This window comes from Synechococcus sp. CCAP 1479/9 (genome assembly GCF_019038535.1).
Taxonomy (GTDB): Bacteria; Cyanobacteriota; Cyanobacteriia; order PCC-6307; family Cyanobiaceae; genus Cyanobium.
The window spans coordinates 56,265-73,673 of sequence record NZ_JAFKRK010000023.1; the positions used below are offsets into that span (position 1 = coordinate 56,265).

At 69.8% G+C, this 17,409-nt stretch carries 16 protein-coding genes; 13 read left to right on the top strand and 3 right to left on the bottom strand.

The features are described 5' to 3' along the window. Window positions 1-28 precede the first annotated feature (28 nt). The 9 genes from KUG38_RS09340 to KUG38_RS09380 all read left to right on the top strand — a co-directional run bounded on the left by KUG38_RS09340 (window position 29) and on the right by KUG38_RS09380 (window position 10,431). Complete coding sequence (locus KUG38_RS09340; RefSeq protein WP_216920912.1) at window positions 29-1,945, top strand: NAD(P)H-quinone oxidoreductase subunit F; 1,917 nt, start codon at window positions 29-31, stop codon at window positions 1,943-1,945. After that, complete coding sequence (locus KUG38_RS09345) at window positions 1,945-3,501, top strand: NADH-quinone oxidoreductase subunit M (RefSeq protein ID WP_216920839.1); 1,557 nt, start codon at window positions 1,945-1,947, stop codon at window positions 3,499-3,501. The genes KUG38_RS09340 and KUG38_RS09345 overlap by 1 nt, the downstream gene beginning before the upstream one ends. Next, window positions 3,498-4,808 carry a CO2 hydration protein gene (locus KUG38_RS09350; protein WP_216920841.1) on the top strand — a complete coding sequence of 437 codons (1,311 nt, stop codon included), beginning with the start codon at window positions 3,498-3,500 and terminating at the stop codon, window positions 4,806-4,808. The genes KUG38_RS09345 and KUG38_RS09350 overlap by 4 nt, the downstream gene beginning before the upstream one ends. A gap of 9 nt (window positions 4,809-4,817) precedes the next feature. After that, the gene (locus tag KUG38_RS09355; protein WP_216920843.1) at window positions 4,818-5,219 is read left to right on the top strand and encodes a fasciclin domain-containing protein; all 402 of its coding nucleotides are present in this window, start codon (window positions 4,818-4,820) and stop codon (window positions 5,217-5,219) included. Beyond that, entirely contained in the window at window positions 5,216-6,265 is a 1,050-nt protein-coding gene (locus KUG38_RS09360; RefSeq protein ID WP_216920844.1) for an amino acid ABC transporter substrate-binding protein, read from the top strand. Before KUG38_RS09355 ends, KUG38_RS09360 begins: the two co-directional genes overlap by 4 nt. Window positions 6,266-6,334: 69 nt before the next feature. Continuing rightward, window positions 6,335-7,396: an amino acid ABC transporter substrate-binding protein gene (locus tag KUG38_RS09365; protein ID WP_216920846.1), complete on the top strand. Its 1,062-nt coding sequence runs from the start codon at window positions 6,335-6,337 to the stop codon at window positions 7,394-7,396. Further along, the gene (locus tag KUG38_RS09370) at window positions 7,396-8,418 is read left to right on the top strand and encodes an ABC transporter permease subunit (protein WP_216920847.1); all 1,023 of its coding nucleotides are present in this window, start codon (window positions 7,396-7,398) and stop codon (window positions 8,416-8,418) included. The genes KUG38_RS09365 and KUG38_RS09370 overlap by 1 nt, the downstream gene beginning before the upstream one ends. A 1-nt stretch (window position 8,419) precedes the next feature. Continuing rightward, a complete protein-coding gene (locus KUG38_RS09375; protein WP_216920848.1) occupies window positions 8,420-9,631 on the top strand; it encodes an amino acid ABC transporter permease in 1,212 nt (403 codons plus the stop codon). A 50-nt stretch (window positions 9,632-9,681) separates the two neighbouring features. Then, the gene (locus KUG38_RS09380) at window positions 9,682-10,431 is read left to right on the top strand and encodes an amino acid ABC transporter ATP-binding protein (RefSeq protein ID WP_286195849.1); all 750 of its coding nucleotides are present in this window, start codon (window positions 9,682-9,684) and stop codon (window positions 10,429-10,431) included. A 20-nt stretch (window positions 10,432-10,451) separates the two neighbouring features. Here KUG38_RS09380 and KUG38_RS09385 read toward each other — a convergent pair whose 3' ends face one another. Next, window positions 10,452-12,017, bottom strand: a complete 1,566-nt coding sequence (locus KUG38_RS09385; RefSeq protein WP_216920849.1) for a glycoside hydrolase family 57 protein — start codon at window positions 12,015-12,017, stop codon at window positions 10,452-10,454. A gap of 98 nt (window positions 12,018-12,115) precedes the next feature. Between KUG38_RS09385 and KUG38_RS09390 the strand changes: the two genes are divergently transcribed. Then, complete coding sequence (locus tag KUG38_RS09390) at window positions 12,116-13,741, top strand: 2-isopropylmalate synthase (RefSeq protein WP_216920850.1); 1,626 nt, start codon at window positions 12,116-12,118, stop codon at window positions 13,739-13,741. Beyond that, window positions 13,738-14,574 carry a carbohydrate ABC transporter permease gene (locus KUG38_RS09395; RefSeq protein ID WP_094586056.1) on the top strand — a complete coding sequence of 279 codons (837 nt, stop codon included), beginning with the start codon at window positions 13,738-13,740 and terminating at the stop codon, window positions 14,572-14,574. Before KUG38_RS09390 ends, KUG38_RS09395 begins: the two co-directional genes overlap by 4 nt. 16 nt (window positions 14,575-14,590) lie before the next feature. Here KUG38_RS09395 and KUG38_RS09400 read toward each other — a convergent pair whose 3' ends face one another. Together KUG38_RS09400 and KUG38_RS09405 are read right to left on the bottom strand one after the other, a co-directional pair. After that, window positions 14,591-15,094 (bottom strand): hypothetical protein, encoded by a 504-nt coding sequence (locus tag KUG38_RS09400; RefSeq protein ID WP_216920851.1) that lies wholly within the window; start codon window positions 15,092-15,094, stop codon window positions 14,591-14,593. A 44-nt stretch (window positions 15,095-15,138) separates the two neighbouring features. After that, the gene (locus KUG38_RS09405; protein ID WP_216920852.1) at window positions 15,139-16,668 is read right to left on the bottom strand and encodes a peptide ligase PGM1-related protein; all 1,530 of its coding nucleotides are present in this window, start codon (window positions 16,666-16,668) and stop codon (window positions 15,139-15,141) included. A gap of 51 nt (window positions 16,669-16,719) precedes the next feature. Here KUG38_RS09405 and KUG38_RS09410 point away from each other — a divergent pair, with 51 nt between their 5' ends. Next, complete coding sequence (locus KUG38_RS09410) at window positions 16,720-17,019, top strand: SemiSWEET family sugar transporter (RefSeq protein ID WP_216920853.1); 300 nt, start codon at window positions 16,720-16,722, stop codon at window positions 17,017-17,019. Window positions 17,020-17,032: 13 nt separating this feature from the next. Further along, complete coding sequence (locus KUG38_RS09415) at window positions 17,033-17,404, top strand: fluoride efflux transporter FluC (protein WP_190609249.1); 372 nt, start codon at window positions 17,033-17,035, stop codon at window positions 17,402-17,404. The last annotated feature ends 5 nt before the right edge of the window (window positions 17,405-17,409 follow it).

A 17,409-nucleotide genomic window follows, 5' to 3' on the forward strand; every position in this document is an offset into this window, starting at 1 on the left:
CATCTCCGGTCCCGACCGTTCTCCCGCCATGACCCTGTTCTTCGCCCAGACGGCCTGGCTGGTTCCGCTCTACCCCTTGGTGGCGTCCCTGCTGTCGCTGCTTTGGTCTCCGGGGCTGATCTCACGCACGGGCCCACGCCCCTGCGGCTATCTCAACCTCACCCTGGTGAGCGTGGCCTTCGTCCACAGCGCCGCCGCCCTGATGGCGCTGCATTCCAATTCCGCCGCCGGTGCGGCCGCTCTCTACAAGCCCCTCGCCTTCGGCTGGACCTGGCTCGAGACCGCCGGGCTCAAGGTGGGCTTCGACGGCCTGATCACCGAGCCGGCCCTGATCGCGATGACGGTGATCACCGGCCTGCATGTGCTGGTGCAGATCTACGCCATCGGCTATCTGGAGATGGACTGGGGCTGGCCCCGGTTCTTCGGGTCCCTGAGCTTCTTCGAGGCCGGTCTGTGCGCCTTGGTGCTCACGGACTCGCTGTTCTTCAGCTATGTGATCCTCGAGCTGCTCACCCTGGGGACCTACCTGATCGTGGGCACCTGGTACAACCAACCCCTGGTGGTCAAGGGCGCGCGCGATGCGTTCCTCACCAAGCGGATCGGCGACCTGATCCTGCTGGCGGGCCTGATCGCCCTGCTGCCGATCACCGGCACCTGGAACTTCCACGGTCTGCAGGCCTGGGCCGCCGATCAGATCAACAACGGCAACCCCCTTCCCCAGTTTCTGCCCGTGATCCTGCTGGCCCTGATCGCCGGGCCGATGAGCAAGTGCGCCCAGATCCCCCTGCACCTGTGGCTCGATGAGGCCATGGAGAGCCCCTTACCCTCCACCGTGCTCCGTAATTCGGTGGTGGTGGTGGGCGGCGCCTGGGTGCTGCTGCGTCTCGAGCCCCTGATCGAACTGAGCCCCCTGGTGCAGACCGTGCTCGTGATCGTGGGCGGAACCACGGCGCTGGTGGCCTCCCTGATCGCCCTCGCCCAGATCGATGTGAAGCGCGCCCTCTCCTTCCTGGTGAGCAGCTGGCTCGGCCTGCTGTTCGTGGCGGTGGGTCTGGGCGGCATCAGCGTGGCCGATCACCTGATGCTGGTGTATCCCCTGCCGATGGCCCTGATGCTGATGGTGATCGGCGCCATCGTGATCACCAACGTCACCCAGGACCTCACCCAGCTCGGGGGCCTGTGGAGCAAGCGTCCGCTGATGGGCCTGGCCTTCCTCACAGGCGCCGCCGGCCTGATGGCCTTGCCGCCGTTCGGTGGCTTCGCCGCCCTGCGCGAGCTCATGGAGCTCACGGCCGAGAGCTCCCATCCGCTGCTGCTGGGTTGCCTGGTGCTGCTCACCAATGCCCTGATCAGCGCCGGCCTGATCCGGGTGTTCGGTCTGATCTGGGGCGGGCGTCCGTCGGTGTTCACCACCCGCTCCCCGGAGGTGCTGTGGCTGATGGCCCTGCCCACCTTCGTGCTCATGGGTCTGGTGCTGCACCTGCCGCAGCTGATGGTGATCAACGGCGTCTTCGCCCTGTCCCCCCTTCCGGGCTGGGGTCCGCTGGCGGTGCCCCTGCTGATCTCCACCCTCGTGGGCGGCGGCCTCTCGGCGGTGTTCTACCTGCGGCCCCATCCCCTGGCCCATCTGCCCGCAGCCCTCGGCGGCCTGCAGGACTGGCTGGCCCACGACATGCAGACCGAGCGCTTCTACCACCGCACCGTGGTGTGGCTGGTGGTGGCCCTGGCCCGGCTCAGCGCCTGGTCGGATGACCGGGTGTTCGAGGGCTTCAGTGGTGCCTCCGGCAGTGCCGCCCTCGAGGGTGCACGCCGGCTCAGCTTCACCACCTCCGGCCGCACCCAGGCCTATGCCCTCACCCTCCTTCTCGGGGTGCTGCTGATGGCCGCCTGGCTGCTGGCCTCCGCCCCTTCCGTTCCGTCCGAACTCGTTCGCCCGTTCCGCTGATGGGATCGTCCTCGCTCCTGCTTCTCCTGGCCGCACCCCTGGCCGGCACCCTGCTGCTGCCCCTGCTGCCGGCAACCGTTCCTTCCGTTCGGGTCCGCGGCATCGCGGCCCTGTTCGGCGCCCTTCAGCTCCTGGTGGGCCTGCTCTGTTGGCAGCACCCCCCCGCCGACCTGCAGCTGTCCTGGCTGCCGAAACTCGGGCTCCGGCTCGATCTCGGTCTGGATGGCCTCTCGCTGCCGCTGGTGCTGCTCACCGCGCTGATCACGTCGCTTTCGATCCTCTCGGCAGCGGCTGACCAGTCCCGGCCGCGGCTGTTCTTCTCCCTGATGCTGGCCACCAACCTGGGTGTGGTGGCCGGTTTGCTGGCCCGCAATGCCCTGCTGTTCCTCCTGGCCTTCGAGCTGGTGCTGATCCCGATCACCCTGCTGGTGGCGGTCTGGGGGGGCGAGAAACGGGCCGGTGCCGCCGTGCGTTTCCTGCTCTACAGCGCCGTCTCCGGCCTGGCCCTGCTGGCGGCCGTGCTGGCCTTCGCCTGGTTCAATCCCGCCGGTCCGCTCTTCGCTTTCGAGGATCTTCGCCAGGCCCACTTCTCCCCCACGGCCCAACGCTGGATCCTGGCCCTGCTGCTGCTCTCCTTCGGCCTGAAGCTTCCCGTCTTTCCCCTGCACGGCTGGCAGCCCTTCACCTACGGCCAGGCCCCCACACCGGTGGTGATGCTGCTGGCGGGCTCCGTCTCCAAGCTGGGCGCCTACGGCCTGCTGCGCTTCGGCGTGGGCTTCCTTCCGGACATCTGGGCCGCCTGGTCGCCCTGGATCGCCGCCGCCGGTGCCATCAGCGCGGTGTACGGGGCACTCAACGCCATCGCCCAGAGCGACATCCGCCGCCTGATGGCCTTCAGCTCCCTCGGCCACATGGGCCTGCTGGTGCTTGGGCTCTCGGCGGCTACCCCCCTCAGCCTGCAGGGGGCGGTGGCCCAGATGCTCGCCCACGGCATCATCGTGGCCCTCCTGTTCGCCTGCGTGGGGCTGATCGAGCGCAAGACCGGCACCACCGCCATCCCCGACCTCTCGGGCCTGATGAACCCCCTGCGGGGACTGCCGTTCACCATGGGCATGCTGCTGCTGGCCATGATGGCGGCCGCCGGCATCCCCGGCCTGGCTGGCTTCCCAGCGGAACTGCTGGTGTTCGAAGGCAGCTGGACCACATTCCCCCGCGCCACCCTGGTCAGCCTGATCGCCTCGGGCTTCACCGCCGTCTACGCCATCCGCCTCTTCAACAGGGTGGGCTTCGGCCGCCTCGACAACGAGCGCGCCGACTGGAGCTCCACCTGCTGGAGCGAGCGGGCGCCGGCCATGGCCCTCACCGTTCTGGTGATCGCGGCGGGCCTCTGGCCTACGGCCCTCACGGGCTGGAGTGAGACCGAATCCACTGCCCTGGCCCTGCGCACCCAGCCCTTCCTCAGCCGGGATGCCGCCCAGCCCCTCACCCTTGCCGCCACCGCCTCCCCCCTGGTCGCCGTCACCCTCCCTTCCGCCTCGGAGCTGCTCACGTCATGACGCCCCCCAACGCCACGGCCCCCGAGCCCATCACCGCTCCCCTGATCCCGCCCTCCACCCATCGCTATGCCGATGTGATCCACCGGCTGGAGGCCGGCGGCTCGATGCTGCCGGACACGCCGGAGAACCTGATGCAGATCATCGGCATCTACAAGGCCTATGCCGTGCCGATGGACTTCTACTGGCGCGACCTGCTCTACATCGCCGAGCAGGTGTTTCTCGATCCCCTGCCGGCCTTCAAGTACTTTCCCACCCAGGAGTATCTCGATCTCCCCAATTCCTACGCCGGCGATCAATCGAAGCTGCGGATCTGGCGTGGTGGTGAAAAGGCCCATCCTGAACTGCTGGAGTTCATGGAGAAGGGCGAAACCGGCAAGATGTCGAAGCTGCTCCATCACCTCTGGCACGACCGGATCAACATGGAGTTCGCCGAGGCGTGCATGGAAGCCATGCTCTGGCATCAGGGCATGGGCGGCCGCTTCTACGACTATCTCGCCAGTGACGCCTACCGGGCCAACGCCGATCGCGCCATCAAGGCCTACTTCCGCGGCAATCCGCTGATGCTGGGCCTCTATCGCCTGTTCCCTGAGATGTTCATGGAGCAGGTGAAGAAGATGAGCTACTACGCCAACCTCGGCCTGTTCTGGGAGGTGATGGCGCCGGTGTTCTTCGAGATGAGCGACATCTACGACGAGGGAGGCTTCAAGGGTGTTCCCGACGCCATGAACTTCCTGGTGAACGGCATCTTCGCGGTGGCGGGCCGGCCCATCTATCACCACGTCTACATCAAGGGCGAGTGTTTCGAGATCATCCCCAAGAGCGAAGGCTTTACCTGGCTCTATGAAGCGGCTCTCCCCTACGTGGAGGCGGTCTTCTATCGCACGGCGCCATTTCGCGGCACCAAGAGCTACAACGCCCAGGCCTATCAGGTGCCTGCCGATCAGGCCGAGTTCCACTACGGCATCCTCTATGCCGACGTGTTCCCCGTGGGCTCGGCCGGCATCCCTCCCACCCTGCTGATGCAGGACATGCTGCATTTCCTGCCGCCCTATCTGGAGGAGCTCTACAAGCAGCACAAGCGTGGCGATGAGGACAAGCTCATCCAGCTGGGGATCACCTTCCAGCGCTCCATGTACAACGTCACCTCGGCGGTGATCCAGGCCCTGCGCTGCGCTCTGCTCTATCCGCTGGATGACACCGATCCGGAACACCTGATGGCCAACCGACGCTTCTTCGAGGCCCAGATGGACCGCTTCCTGCGCCCCGAGGCACGCCTGCCCCAGATCCAGACCCCGGACTACCGCTAGGAGACCCCCATGGCCAACATCATCGAAACCGCCAAGGGTGCCGGCTGCTTCGCCACCCTGCTGACCGCCGTCGAGGTGGCCGGACTCACCGGCGCCCTGGAGAGCCCCGGCCCCTTCACCGTCTTCGCCCCCGTCGACGACGCCTTCGCCGCCCTGCCCCCCGGCACGGTCCAGACCCTGGTGGACAACGTCCCCCAGCTGGCCCGGATCCTCAAATTCCATGTGCTCTCCGGGGCCTACCGGCGGGAGCAACTGATTGAGCAGCCGGAATGGGAGAGCCTGGAGGGGGCGCCGGTGGCGATCCGCCGGGCCGAGCCCTTCGAGGTCAAGAACGCCACCGTTGTCTCCGCCGACATCGTCTGTGACAACGGCATCGTGCACGTGATCGACCGGGTGATCCTGCCGGGATGACCAAAGCGGGCCTGCTGGCGCTGGCGGTGCTCGGTGCCCTGATGGGCTGCGCCGCCGGCAACGACGCCCCCGGCAGCCCCACCATGGCCAAGATCCGCGAGCGGGGACGGCTGGTCTGCGCCGTGGACGGGGCGGTGCCCGGTTTCAGCACGGTGGGGCCCGGCGGAGCCTTCGTGGGCATCGACGCCGATTTCTGCCGGGCGGTGGCCACCGCCGTGCTCGGGGACCCCAGCAAGGTGGAGTTCCGCCCGGTTACGGCGGGGGAGCGCTTCGTGGCCCTGGGCAGCGGTGAAGTCGACCTGCTTTCGATCAGCTCCACCCACACCCTCAGCCGCGACGCCCCCGGCGGCAATGCCCTCAGTTTCGGCCCGGTGTTCTTCTACGACGGCCAGGGGGTGATGGTGCCCGCGGCCAGCGGTGTCCGCAGCCTGCGGGAGCTGGCGGGCAAGCCGATCTGCGTCGAGAGCGGCACCAACACCGAGCTCAACCTGGCCGATCGCATGCGGGAACTGGGGGTCGCCTACCAGCCGCTGCGGTTCCAGTCGGGCGAGCAGGCCTACCCCGCCTACGAGCAGGGTCGCTGCGCCGCCATCACCAGCGACAGCTCCCTGCTGGCGGCCAAGCGCAGCGGCTTCAAGCAGCCGGCGGCCCACGTGCTGCTTCCCGAACTGCTGAGCAAGGAGCCCAGCGCCAAGGTGACGATCCAGGCCGATCCGGCCTGGGCCGATGCGGTGCGCTGGGTCACCCACACCCTGGTCCAGGCGGAGGAGAGCGGCCTCACCCAGGCCAACATCGAGGCCCGCCTCGCCGCGGCCCGACGGGACCCCAGCCAGGCCGAAGCACGCCGCTTCCTTGGGGTGGAGGGGGATTTCGGCCGCCAGCTGGGCCTGCCCGCCGACTTCACGGTGCGGGTGGTGAAGGCGGTGGGCAACTACGGCGAGCTGTTCGAGCGGCACCTGGGCCGCGCCACCCCCCTGGGCCTGGAGCGGGGCCTCAACCGGCTCTGGAACAAGGGCGGTCTGCACATCGCGCCCCCCTTCCGCTGAGGAGGTTCCTCAGGGCCTACCTGCACCGGCGCGCACCTGCAACAATGCGGCCACCTTTACGTCGCAGGCATGTTCCGGACCCGGACCCGCTCCCTGGTGGTTTCCCTCTGTGCCGCCGGCCTGCTCGCCGGTTGCGCCGGCGATGGTGGCGGCGTGCAGAGCCAGAAGCTCTCCACGATCACGGGGCGGGGCAAGCTGATCTGCGGCGTGGAAGGCAAGCTGCCCGGCTTCAGCTTCGTGGGCCCGGACGGCAAGTACCTGGGCCTGGATGTGGATGTCTGCAAGGCGGTGGCCGCCGCGGTGCTGGGGGATCCAGACAAGGTGGAATACCGGGACCTGAACTCCAGCGAGCGTTTCGCCGCCCTGGCCAGCGGCGAGGTGGACCTGCTCTCGCGCAACACCACCATGACTCTGAGCCGCGACGCGGCCGGCGGCAACGGCCTCAGCTTCGCCCCCACCACCTTCTATGACGGCCAGGGGGTGCTGGTGCCCGTGGCCAGCGGCATCAAGGACCTCAAGGGCCTGGCCGGCAAGCCGATCTGCGTCGAGAGCGGCACCACCACCGAGCTCAACCTGGCCGACCGGATGCGGGAGCAGAACATCCCCTACACGCCGCTGAAGTTCCAGACCAGCGACCAGACCTTCGCCGCCTACCTCGGCGACCGCTGCGTGGCCGTCACCAGCGACCGTTCCCAGCTGGCGGGCAAGCGCACCAGCTTCCCCAAACCGGACGCCCACACCCTGCTGCCGGTGGTGATGAGCAAGGAGCCCCTCACCCCCGCCACCACCAACGGTGATCCCGCCTGGGCCGATGCGGTGCGCTGGATCGTGTTCGGCCTGATGCAGGCCGAGGAGAGCGGCATCACCCAGGCGAACGTGGACGCCAAGCTGGCCGAAGCCAAGGCCAACACCAACCAGGCCGACCTGCGCCGCTTCCTGGGGGTGGAGGGTGACTTCGGCAAGCAGCTGGGCCTGCCGCCCGACTTCGTGGTCAAGGCGGTGAAGGCCGTGGGTAACTACGGCGAGATCTTCGATCGCAACGTGGGGCCCGCCTCCGCCCTCAAGCTCGACCGCGGCCTCAACCGCCAGTGGAAGGACGGCGGCCTGATCTACTCGCCGCCCTTCCGTTGATGGCGCCGGTGCCCACCGCCGACCCGGCCCCTCTTCCACCAACTCCGCCATCGCCGCCCTGGTGGCGCGACCGCCGCATCGTGCCCTGGGTGGTGCAGGCGGTGGTGGGACTGCTGGTGCTGCTGCTGATTGCCTTCCTGCTGGGCAATCTGATCCGCAACCTCACCGCCGCCGGCCTGCTGCTGAGCTGGCGCTGGCTGCAGCAGCCCGCCGGCTTCGACATCTCGGAATCGGTGATTCCCTTCAATGCCCAGCTGCCCTACTGGCGAGCCCTGGCCGCCGGTCTGGTCAACACGATCCGGGCGGTGCTGGTGGGCCTGGTGGGGGCCACCCTGCTGGGCACCCTGGTGGGGATGGCCTCCTACAGCCACAACGGCCTGCTGCGGCGGCTGGCGCGGGTCTACGTGGAGGTGGTGCGCAACATCCCCCTGCTGCTGCAGCTGGTGTTCTGGTACTTCGTGGTGTTCCTCACCCTGCCGAACGGCATGGCGGCCATCCAGCTGCCCGGCGTGGTGCTGGCCAAATCGGGGCTCTACATCGCCGGGTTCGGCGAGGGGCTGCGCTGGATGGGGCCCAGCCTCGTCAACGGGGTCTGGCAGGCGCCGGTGCGGCTGAGCGTCGAGTTCGGCGCCCTGATCACCGGCCTGATCGTCTACTCGGGCGCCTTCATCGCCGAGGTGGTGCGGGGCGGTATCGCCGCCGTGCCGAAGGGCCAGTGGGAGGCGGCCTCCTCCCTGGGGCTGAGCTGGTTCGCCACCCTGCGCCGCATCGTCCTGCCCCAGTCCCTGCGGGTGATCGTGCCGGGGCTCAACACCCAGTACATCTCCCTGGCCAAGAACTCCTCCCTGGCCGTGGCGGTGGGCTACACCGACCTCTATTCCGTGGCCGAAACCACCCTCAACCAGACCGGCCGTGCCGTGGAGGTGATCCTGGTGCTGCTGGCGGCCTACCTCACCCTCGATCTGCTGATCTCGGCCCTGATGAACGGTCTCAACCACCTGGTCCAGATCCGGGAGCGCTGAGATGAACGCCCTCCTCAGACGGCTGCGCGCCGAACTGTTCGCCACCCCCGCCGACGCGGCGCTGAGCCTGGTCCTGATCACGCTGCTCAGCCTGGGGGCCTTCGGGTTCCTGCGCTGGGCCCTCACCCAGGCCCAGTGGGCCGTGGTGAAGGTCAACAGCACCCTGTTCGCCGTGGGCCGCTACCCGATCGAGCAGCAGTGGCGCCTCTGGCTGCTCACCGCCCTGCTGGTGGCCGCCAGCGGCGCCACCTGGGGCCTGCTGCGCGCCCACCCCCGCCCGGACCGCACCGGCGTGCTGTGGCCACGCAACGACCGGCTGGCCCTGGTGCTGCTCGCCCTGATCGCCCTGGCCCTGCCCTCGGCCCTCGGACTGACCCTGGCCATCCAGTCCCGCTGGTGGGGGCTCCTCCTGCTGCTGGGCCTCTGCCGCTGGCTGGCCGGCCGCTACGGGGCGAACCTTTCGCCCACCGGCCGGCGGCTCGCCGCCCTGGTGTGGCCCCTGCTCTACCTGGTGGGCATGGTGCTGATCAGCGGCGGCCTGGGCCTGGTCACCGTGTCCCCTTCGGAATGGGGTGGCCTGCTGCTCACCCTGCTGGCCTCCAGCTTCGCGATCCTGCTTTGTTTCCCGATCGGGGTGCTGCTCGCCCTGGGACGCCGCAGCGAGCTGCCCCTGCTGCGCTGGGGCTCGGTGCTCTACATCGAGTTCATCCGCGGCGCGCCGCTGATCACCCTGCTGTTCCTCGGCCAGAACATCCTCGGCTTCCTGCTGCCCGGCGGCCTGGCACCCGAGCGGGTCTGGCGGGCGGCCTGGGTGCTCACCTTCTTCGCCGCCGCCTACCTGGCGGAGGCGGTGCGCTCCGGCCTGGCGGCCGTGCCCCGGGGCCAACTGGAAGCCGCCCGCTCCCTCGGCCTCTCCTACCCGAAGGCCCTGCAGCACGTGGTGCTGCCCCAGGCCCTGCGGGTGGCCCTGCCGGCCATGGTGGGCCAGTTCATCTCACTCCTGCAGGACACCACCCTGCTGTCGCTGATCGGATTGCTGGAACTGCTCGGCACGGCCCGCACCGTGATGGCCAATCCGGCTTTCCTGGGCCGCAACGGTGAGGTGTATCTCACCCTGGCGGTGCTGTTCTGGGGCTGCTGTGCTGCCCTCGGACTGGGCAGCCGGGCCCTGGAGCGCCGGCTTGATCCCCACGCCGTGCCCTCCGCCACCTGAGCCGCGTTCCCCTTTCCCTCCTCCCCAGCTCCGATCCCACGTCCCGCCCCATGAGCCAACCCAGCAGCGAACTGATGATCGAGGCGCGGGCCGTCGAGAAGTGGTATCCCAACGGATTCCAGGCGTTACGCGGCGCCAGCCTGACCGTGCGGCGGGGCGAGGTGGTGGTGATCATGGGCCCCTCGGGTTCGGGCAAGAGCACCTTCATCCGCACCTTCAATGCCCTGGAGGACTTTCAGAAGGGCAGCATCACCGTCGACGGCATCGTCCTCTCCAACGACCTGCGCAACATCGACGCCATCCGCCGGGAGGTGGGCATGGTGTTCCAGCAGTTCAACCTGTTCCCGCACCTCTCGGTGCTCGACAACCTGACGCTGGCGCCGGTGCTGGTGCGCAAGCGTCCCAAGGCGGAGGTGGAGACGCAGGCCCGGGCCCTGCTGGAGCGGGTGGGCATCGCCGAACAGGCCGGCAAGTATCCCGGCCAGCTCTCGGGGGGTCAGCAGCAGCGGGTGGCAATCGCCCGGGCCCTGTGCATGGAACCGCGCATCCTCCTGTTCGATGAACCCACCAGCGCCCTCGACCCGGAGATGGTGCGGGAGGTGCTGGAGGTGATGCAGGATCTCGCCGCCGACGACATCACCATGGTGGTGGTGACCCACGAAGTGAAGTTCGCCCGCCACGTGGCCCACCGGGTGGTGCTGATGGCCGACGGCGAGGTGGTGGAGGAGGCCGAGCCGGAGGTGTTCTTCACCAACCCCAGCCACGAGCGCACCCGCCGCTTCCTGGATCAGATTCTCTGACCGGGGCTGGGTGAGGCCCGCTAGGCCCTGGTCGCCCAGTCGGCGGCGTTGAGCTGCGGGAACAGCCCGTCCTCCCGCTCCACCCCCACCAGCCACTCCCGGGGCAGGTCGGTGCCGTGCTCGAGGGCATCGATCAGCCGCCAGAAGCGATCGAGGTGGCGGCGGATCCGCTCCCGCGCCAGGCCGGTGGTGGTGCCGGCCCGCAGGATGAAGCTCCAGTCGGAGCTCTGGGCCAGCAGCAGTTCGCGCCCCGCCTGGGTGAGCAGGGCCCGCTGGGCGGTGCTGCCCACGCCCCGGTTCACCCGCTGCACCATGGCCCGGGAGGCGCGCTGCCACTCCGCCACCACCCAGGCGTTGGTGTCGTTGAGCCAGTAGTCGTGGTAGCCCCCCTGGCCCCAGCTGGAGGGGGCCGGCCGGCAGACCTGCAGGGCCCGCCCTTCGCTGAGCACGTCGCGCAGGTGGGTGAAGCGCACGTCCAGGGCCGGGCCCTGGCGGAACAGCTCGGCCAGGAACTGGGGCCCCTCGAACCACCAGTGGCCGAACAGCTCCGCATCGAAGGGCGCCACCAGCAGCGGCGGCGGCTCGATCGTGGCCGCCAGCTGGCCCATCTGGGCGGCGCGGCCCCGCAGGAAGGCCTCGGCGTGCTCCTTCAGCCGCTCGGCCGCCCGCTGGGGGTCGTAGGGCGCCTTGGCGTCCAGGGGGCAGCCCTGGGCGGTGACGCGGTGCAGCTTGAGCCCGAGGGGGCGGCGGTCGTGGATGTCCTGGGCCTCCAGGTCCGCTTCCGGCAGGTCCCAGCCCAGGTCGCGGTGGAACTCCCGGTAGGCCCCGTCGCCCGGGTAGCCCTGGCTGGCACTCCACACCGGCAGGGTGGATTCGCTGTCACGGGCGAAGAAGGCCACCCCCGCCGGGGAGCAGATCGGCGCATAGACGCCGTAGCGGGGACGGGGCAGGCCATGGAGCAGGCCGTGGCCGTCGAGCAGGGAATAGCGCAGGCCGCATTCGGCCAGGAGCCGGTCGAGGTCCTCGTAGTAGGCGCACTCCGGCAGCCAGATGCCCAGGGGCCGCTGGCCGAGCAGCCGCTGGTGCTCCCGCACGGCGGTGAGCAGCTGGGCCCGCACCGCCTCCGGTGAATCCCGCAGCAGGGGCAGATAACCGTGGGTGGCCCCGCAGGTGATCAGATCCAGGACCCCCTGCTCCTGCAGCCGCCGGAAGCGGGGCAGGAGATCCCCCTCCATCTCCCGCCACTGGGCCTCGATGGCCGAGAGGGTGCCCTTCAGCTCCCGGGCCGGAACCTCCAGGTCGGGATCGGCCCCGTCGAGCAGGATGCGGCGCAGGGCCAGCCAGGCCGGGAAGCGGCCGTTGAGGGTCCGGTCGCTCAGCAGCGACAGCAGGGTGGGAGAAAGGCCGAGGGTGAGCCTGGGCCGCTGCTGCGGATCGGCGGCCGCCCGCTCCAGCACCTCCAGCAGCGGCAGATAGCATTCCTGTAGGGCCTGGAAGTACCAGTCCTCCTCGAGCGAACCGGGTTCTCCGGAGCGCACGTAGGGGAGGTGGGCATGCAACACCAGGGCCAGATCGCCTGCGGCCATGGGGAAACCCTCTGTGGCGCCACTGTACGTTCCGCTCCCGGAGCCGGGTCTTCCGGCCCGTAGAGTGGGCCTAACTCATAGCTGTTCCGCCTAACCCCATGGCCCGCGATCCCGGCCGGGTATTGATCTTCGATACCACCCTCCGCGACGGGGAGCAGTCCCCCGGCGCCAGCCTCAACCTGGAGGAGAAGCTCGCGATCGCCCAGCAGCTGGCCCGCCTGGGGGTCGACATCATCGAGGCCGGTTTCCCCTTCGCCAGCAGCGGCGATTTCCACGCCGTCCAGCGCATCGCCGCCACCGTCGGAACCCCCGATGGCCCGGTGATCTGCGGCCTGGCCCGGGCCGCCAGCGGCGACATCAAGGCCTGCGCCGACGCCGTGGCCCCGGCAGCCCGCCGGCGCATCCACACCTTCATCGCCACCAGCGACATCCATCTGGAGCACAAGCTCCGCAAAACCCGCGCCGAGGTGCTCGCCATCACCGCGGAGATGGTGGCCTATGCCCGCTCCCTGGTCGACGACGTGGAGTTCTCCTGCGAGGACGCCGGCCGCAGCGACCCTGAGTTCATGCACGAGGTGATCGAGGCGGCGATCAACGCCGGCGCCACCACCATCAACATTCCCGACACGGTGGGCTACACCACCCCGGCCGAATTCGGCGCCATCATCGCCGGCATCAACCGCTCGGTGCCCAACATCGACCAGGCGGTGATTTCGGTGCATGGGCACAACGATCTCGGTCTGGCCGTCGCCAACTTCCTCGAAGCCGTCAAGAACGGCGCCCGCCAGCTGGAGTGCACCATCAACGGCATCGGTGAACGGGCCGGCAACGCCTCCCTCGAGGAGCTGGTGATGGCGCTGCACGTGCGCCGCAGCTACTTCAACCCCTTCCTCGGCCGGCCGGCCGACCAGCGCGACCCGCTCACGAACGTGCGCACCGAGGAGATCACCAAGACCTCCCGGCTGGTCTCCAACCTCACCGGCATGGCGGTGCAGCCCAACAAGGCGATCGTGGGCGCCAATGCCTTCGCCCATGAGTCCGGCATCCACCAGGACGGGGTGCTCAAGAACCGGCTCACCTACGAGATCATCGACGCCCGCACCGTCGGCCTGGCCGACAACCGCCTCTCCCTCGGCAAGCTCTCGGGCCGCAGCGCCTTCCGGGCCCGGCTCGAGGAGCTCGGCTACACCCTGGAGCGCACCGACCTCGACGACGCCTTCGCCCGCTTCAAGGAGCTGGCCGACCGTAAGCGGGAGATCACCGACCGGGATCTGGAGGCGATCGTCAGCGAGCAGGTGCAGCAGCAGGACCAGCCCCGCTATGCCCTGCAGTCGGTGCAGGTGAGCTGCGGCACCAACCTGCAGCCCACGGCCACCGTCACCCTGCGGGATGGCGATGGCATCGACCTGACCGAAGCGGCGATCGGCACCGGGCCGGTGGATGCGGTCTGCCAGGCCCTCAACCACCTGGCCCAGGTGCCGAACGAGCTGGTGGAGTTCAGCATCAAGTCCGTCACCGAAGGCATCGACGCCATGGGCGAGGTGACCATCCGCCTGCGCCATCAGGGGGTGCTCTATTCGGGCCATGCGGCCGACACCGACATCGTCGTGGCGGCGGCCCAGGCCTTCGTGAACGCCCTCAACCGGCTGGTCTCCGGCAGCCAGCGCGCTCCGCTCCATCCCCAGAAGACGGCCCTTCCGGTGGCGGAACTGCCACGTCTGTGAACGCCCCCAACCGCTCCCCACTGGCCACCGGGCTGCAGCTCGCCCTGCTGCTGCTGGTGGCGGTGCTGCTGCTGCTGCCCCTGCTGTGGCTGGTCAGCACCTCCCTCAAGGGGCCGGCGGAGGACATCTTCACCAGCCCTCCGGCCCTGCTGCCCAGCCAGCCGAGCCTGGAGGCCTACGGGCGCCTGTTCGCCGCCAACCCGATGGGCACCTACCTGCTCAACAGCACCATCGTCAGCGCCCTGGCGGTGCTGGCCAACCTGCTGTTCTGCTCCCTGGCGGCCTACCCCCTGGCGCGGATGCGTTTCAAGGGCCGCGGGCTGGTGCTGGCCCTGGTGGTGGCCACGATCCTGATCCCCTTCCAGGTGGTGATGATCCCCCTCTACCTGCTGATGGTGCAGATCGGGCTGCGCAACACCCTCTGGGCCCTGATCGTGCCCCAGGCGGCCACGGCCTTCGGCATCTTCCTGCTGCGCCAGAGCTTCCTGGCGGTGCCGGTGGAGCTGGAGGAGGCGGCCCGGATCGATGGCTGCACCCCCATCGGCGAATGGTGGAACGTGATGCTGCCGGCGGCCCGGGCCGACCTGATCACCCTGGCGATGTTCGTGTTCATCGGCACCTGGAGTGACTTCCTCTGGCCGCTGATCATTCTCGACGACCCCACCCTTTACACCCTGCCCCTGGGCCTGCAGCAGCTGGCCAGCAGCTTCTCCCTCGACTGGCGCCTGGTGGCGGCCGGCTCGGTGGTCTCGATCCTGCCGGTGCTGCTGCTGTTCGTGCTGCTGCAGCGCTACATCCTGCCCAGCGCCAGCGGCGACGCCGTCAAGGGCTGAGGCCCCCCCAGGGGGCTCAGGGGGTGCTCACCGGCGGGGGGCGAAGCACGCCGCCGCCGTCGCCGCGGTCGGCAGGGGCCTGGCCGGGGCGGCCGCCGGGCCCCGCCGAGGGCATCGGTGGGGCGGGGAAGAGATCCGGATCCCGCTGGGGACGCCGCACCGCCCGGCCCTGCAGGTCGGCCAGGGCGGAACGCCACTGGTCCTGCTGCTGCTCGAGGGCCTCCAGCCGCTGGGCCCCGGCCTCCAGGGTCTGGAGGCGCCCCACCATCGCCCGCTGCTGCTCCTCCAGCACGGAGGTGCGATCGAGGGCGCGGCTGTTCTCCAGCCCCTGCAGGCGCTGCTCCAGCTTCATCAGCAGCTGGCCCTGCTCCCGCGTCTTGCCCAGGATCACCAGGAACAGCACGGCGAGCATGGAGCTCAGGCCGATCTGCAGCCAGCTGGTCCAGATCGGCGGCCCGGGGGCCGTGGGCGGGGGGGAACGCCGGGATCCGTCGTCTTCGCGGTCGGTGATCGAGACCATGCGCCCCCTGTCCTGACCCATCCTGCCCTGCGCGGCCCGGGGCGTCAGCCGCCGGCCACAGGAAGGCCGGCGCCGCTGCGGGCGACGGCACCGGCGAGCAGCTCGGCCACGGTGGAGCGGTAGACGGCGCTCGCCTGCTCCGGATCCCGGCCGATGCAGGTCATGCCCAGCTTGCCGAACTCCGAGAGGCAGCCCAGCAGGTGAAACACGCTGCCCTGCAGGCGGGCCGGATCGTAGTGGAGGCCGGCCTCGGCCACGATGTCGATCAGGTCGAGGGGCATCAGGCCCCGCAGGCGGGGGTCGCTGAGGTTGTCGGTGGCGCGGTAGTGCAGCGGCTGGCCGGTGGGGGAAAGGAAGCAGCCGGTGGCGGGGTCGAGGCTGCCGGCGGTGATCGCCCGCAGGGCCATGAAGGGATGGGTGGTGCCCCCCTGGCGCAGGTTGACCTCGATGGCCTGCAGATCCCAGCGCTCGCCGAAGCGGCGGGCGATGAAGTCGACCCCGAAGCGCTCGAGGGCCCCTTCGGCGGCGAGGGCCCGGCCGACGGCCAGGCCGTGCTCCATCAGCACCACCCGGTAGGGCTCGGCGGCCGGAAAACAGCAGCCCAGGTAGGTCTGGCCGCCGGCGCCGCCGAGGATCTGCTCGTGGGTGGAGAGCACCTCCACCGCCCCGCCGGGGTGGATCGTGCCCTGCACGCTGGGGGAACGCAGCGCCTCGCCACCCTCCAGCCAGGCCTCGGCCAGGGCCCCCTGGCCGGCCAGCAGCTCCGTCCAGCCGGCCGCCGGCATCGGCAGGGCCTCCAGGGCCCGCCGGATCCGCCCGAGCCGCTCGCCCCTGGCCAGTCCGGCCAGCGCCAGGGGCGTGAAGTCGAGGCGGGCATTGCCCTCACCGCTGAAGCCCTCGTTCAGCTTGACGACACAGCCGCCCAGCCCGGGGTCGCTCTCCCAAAGGTCGGTCACCGCCTCCGCCAGGTCATCGAGGCCGTGGGCCAGCCCGGTGCCGGGGGGGTGGGGCACGCCGCAGCGGGCGAACAGCTCCCGGCTGCCCGCCTTGGTGCCCCAGTAGCCCAGGGCCGGATCGGTGCCCAGCAGGGGCACCTGCAGGCGCTCGGAGAGGGTCTTCTCCAGCTCGGTCACCATGTAGCAGATGATGAAGCTGCGCCCCGGCCGCAGCCGCTCCCGGATCCGTCCGAGCAGGGCCGGCCGCTCCAGCAGCTTCTGGGTCAGGGGCCGGGCGGAGCCGTCGTCGGTGTCGAACAGGTGCAGCCGGCGGCGGGCATGGGAGGTGGGCACCCCCGGCATCAGCTCGAGCACCGCATCCACCACCAGCTCGGGCAGCAGCTTGCTGGTCACATAGACCACCTGCACGCCTGGGTTGCGCAGCCGCATCAGGGAGAACAGCTGGCGCTCCTCGTAGTGGTGGGCGCCCGTCACCAGGGCCAGCTGGGAGGGGTCCATGGTGAGCGAGGGCACCATCAGCAGGTCGAAATCCGCACCCGCCCCGCCACCGGCGTCGCCATGCTCCCGGCCCCACGGGGCCTGCAGCCCCTGCTGCAGTTCGCGGAAGCTCAGGGCCATGGCCGGATGGGCGGAATGTCGTCATGCTGACCACCACAGCGACCAGCGCCAATGGAGTCGTTCACGGTGAGTGCCCTCGGGTATGGCGCCGCCTCACTCACCACCCTGAGCCTGTTCCCCCAGGCGCTCAAGACCGTGCGCAGCGGCGACACCAGCGCCATCTCGCTGCGGATGTATGGCCTGTTCACGCTGGGGGTGCTGGCCTGGGCCGTCTACGGCCTGCTGCGGGCCGACGGTCCGGTGATCGCCGCCAACCTGATCACGCTGGTCCCTGCCTCGGTGGTGCTGGAACGCAAGCTGCGGGCCCTGCTGGAGGGCCGGGACCGCCGGGGCCCCGGGGGGAGGGGCTGAGGTGGCGGCACCCATGGACAACGGCGCCCTGTTCGTCGCAATCGGAGCGGTGCCGGGGGCCTGGCTGCGCTTCCGGGTGGTCAACCACTTCGAACCGATGCTGCCCCGCAAGCACTGGGGAACGTTCGGGGTGAATCTGATCGCCTGCTTCGCCATCGGCCTGCTGGTGAGCCTGGAGGCCAGCTGCGGGCTGGCGGCGGGCCGCGCCCTGCTGCTGCTGGGCACGGGCTTCCTAGGCAGCTTCAGCACCTTCTCCACCTGGATCGCCGAACTGCACGCGACCCTGCACCAACGCCAGCGCCGCGAGGCCGTCCTGCTCTGCGGCGGTTCGGTGCTGGGGGGCCTGCTGGCCGTCAGCGCCGGCCTGGCCATCGGCGGGAGCTAGGGGAG